This is a genomic window from Polaribacter sp. (assembly GCF_965656025.1).
Classification (GTDB): domain Bacteria; phylum Bacteroidota; class Bacteroidia; order Flavobacteriales; family Flavobacteriaceae; genus Polaribacter.
On the sequence record NZ_CBFHJT010000061.1, the window covers coordinates 2,515 to 4,888 of the forward strand.

Annotated in this window: 1 pseudogene; it reads right to left on the reverse strand. The window is 36.1% G+C overall.

The window, feature by feature from the left end:
* A pseudogene (locus tag ACTG3S_RS11175) lies at positions 1-1,043 on the reverse strand (hypothetical protein); the annotation flags it as partial.
* Positions 1,044-2,374: the final 1,331 nt, after the last annotated feature.

Here is a 2,374-nt window from a genome sequence, read left to right on the forward strand (position 1 = left end):
GCATAACCTTGGGTTGTTTGTGCTTCGATATTGTCTGGAATACCATCATTATCTGAATCTAAGTCTAAATAGTTTGGTATGCCATCTAAATCGGTGTCTATTGCTGATATATTACAACTACCAGCTAAAATTGTTATTGCATCTACCTCATAATCTACTGTGTTTACTGTTCCTTTACTTAGTCTGATATATCTAAAATCTATACTAGATGTAATTGTAGTAGTATTAAAAGTAGTATTACTTGTACTTTCTGGTCTTGGAAGTATATCTGTTGTGTATGTTATATCATCTTCAGACTCCTTTAAATCCATAGTTGCTACTCCGGTAACCACATTATTTCTTCTTCTCCAAGTAATTTGATATTGAGTCCCAACAGGATAAACCTGACCGAAATCGAAGTCAAAAGTACTGGCTGCATTATAAACTTCTGCAAAAGCACCATCTGGAGTAGCTGTTATATTTGCTGAATTTGTAATATCCGTTTCTTGATTAATTGTTCCAACAGGACATACTACTACAGTCTCAAGACCTTCATCTGTATCTAGAATACCGTCATTATCATCATCTAAATCTACCGAGTTGGGTACACCATCATTATCTGTATCGATAAAAACAGCAGTATCATCTCTCCAGTCTATTTCTCCACCAGAGGGATTGTCTGGGTATTCTCCGAATGGAGTGTTGTCTGCACTACCATTTACATCTACATAAGAATCTCCATTGTCTAATAAATTGTCTAAACCATTGATACCTACCGAACCGGATAAAACTAAATCTGCTTCTAAATTATCTGATGCGCCATCATTATCCGAATCTGTGTCTATGTAATCTGGAAAACTATCTCCATCTGTGTTTTCTGGTGTAAAACTTGTAGCTGCTGTTGTATCATTATTCTCATAAACGTTGTATAATCCATTTGCACCAACACTTCCTGTTGGGGCTATATATGATTCTGTTGCTTGTCCTTCAATATTGTCTGGAATACCATCATTATCTGAGTCTAAATCTAAATAATTTGGGATTCCATCATTATCTTGATCAGTATTACATAAAGAAACTGTAACCGAATCTAAACCAACATCTTTATGCCAAGTTGTTCCTGCTGAACCTTGTGTGATTACCAATCTAAATCTTGTGCTATTACCACTAATTAAGCCAGTTAAATCAACAGTTTTTTGAATCCAAGAAAAAGGGTCGTTTCGAGCTAATCCTTGTTGATCTAAGGTTTCTGCATTGCCTCTATTTATCCAACCTGCTCCGTTTTCGTTAGATTGTAATTGTATAGTTCCATTATTACCATCCCCTCTATACCCAAAGTAATAGCTAAAGGTAATACTTTTGTCACTTGCATCGAAGTTTACATCTAATTCTACAGTAAATACATCTCCATTAGCACCAGGATTCGACATTTCTGTATATACATAGCCTGCATCTCCTTGTCCTATGTTTGGACCAACACCTGATGAAGAAGTATCGTTATTATCCCATGACCATCTGCCTGATGTATTGGCAGTTTGCAAAGTATTTCCTAACGGATCTGTAAAATTCCAATTTGCTTCAGCACTTGCTTGGCTTGTAAAATTGTATGTAAATAAATTACAGTCATAACTATTTTCAACAGTATCTAAAATCCCATCATTATCATCATCTATATCAACCGAGTTTGCAATACCATCTCCGTCTGTATCTAAGAATCCTGTTACAGATACATCTCTCCAATTTACGTCATTTGGTAGTCCTAGATTTGCATTGGCACCATCATCTGGAAAGTTATCTGTTTGTGTATTATCGAAAACTCCGTTTACATCTTTATAATTATCTCCATTGTCATAGGTGCTATCTAAACCATTTTTACCCACTGAACCACTTAAAATAAGGTTTGCTTCTGTTGTGTCTGATACACCATCTTCGTCTGAATCTAGATCTAAATAATCTGGATTGTCTGTTACTAAAGCATTGTCTGAATTTACCGGTGTAATTGCAGTGCCTGGTGTACCTCCAGATACTACAGGGTCGTAGTTATCATCTAAGCCATCGTTATCTGCGTCTGTAAAACCAGCACCCACTGCGCCACTAGGTGCAATGTAACCATTTGTGGTTTGAGCTTCTATATTGTCTGGTATACCATCATTGTCTGCGTCTAAATCTAGGTGATTTGGAATGCCATCTAAATCGAAGTCAAATATATCTGCTATACCATCATTATTTACATCTGTATAATTTGTATTAGAACCATCACCAGTTCCATCATCACGAACATCTAAATAGTTGGGTAGTTTGTCTCCATCTTCATCTCCTAAAGGGTCATAAGTTGTACCACCAATTGTAGTTTCTACAGTGTCTAAAATCCCATCATTATCATCATCAACATCGT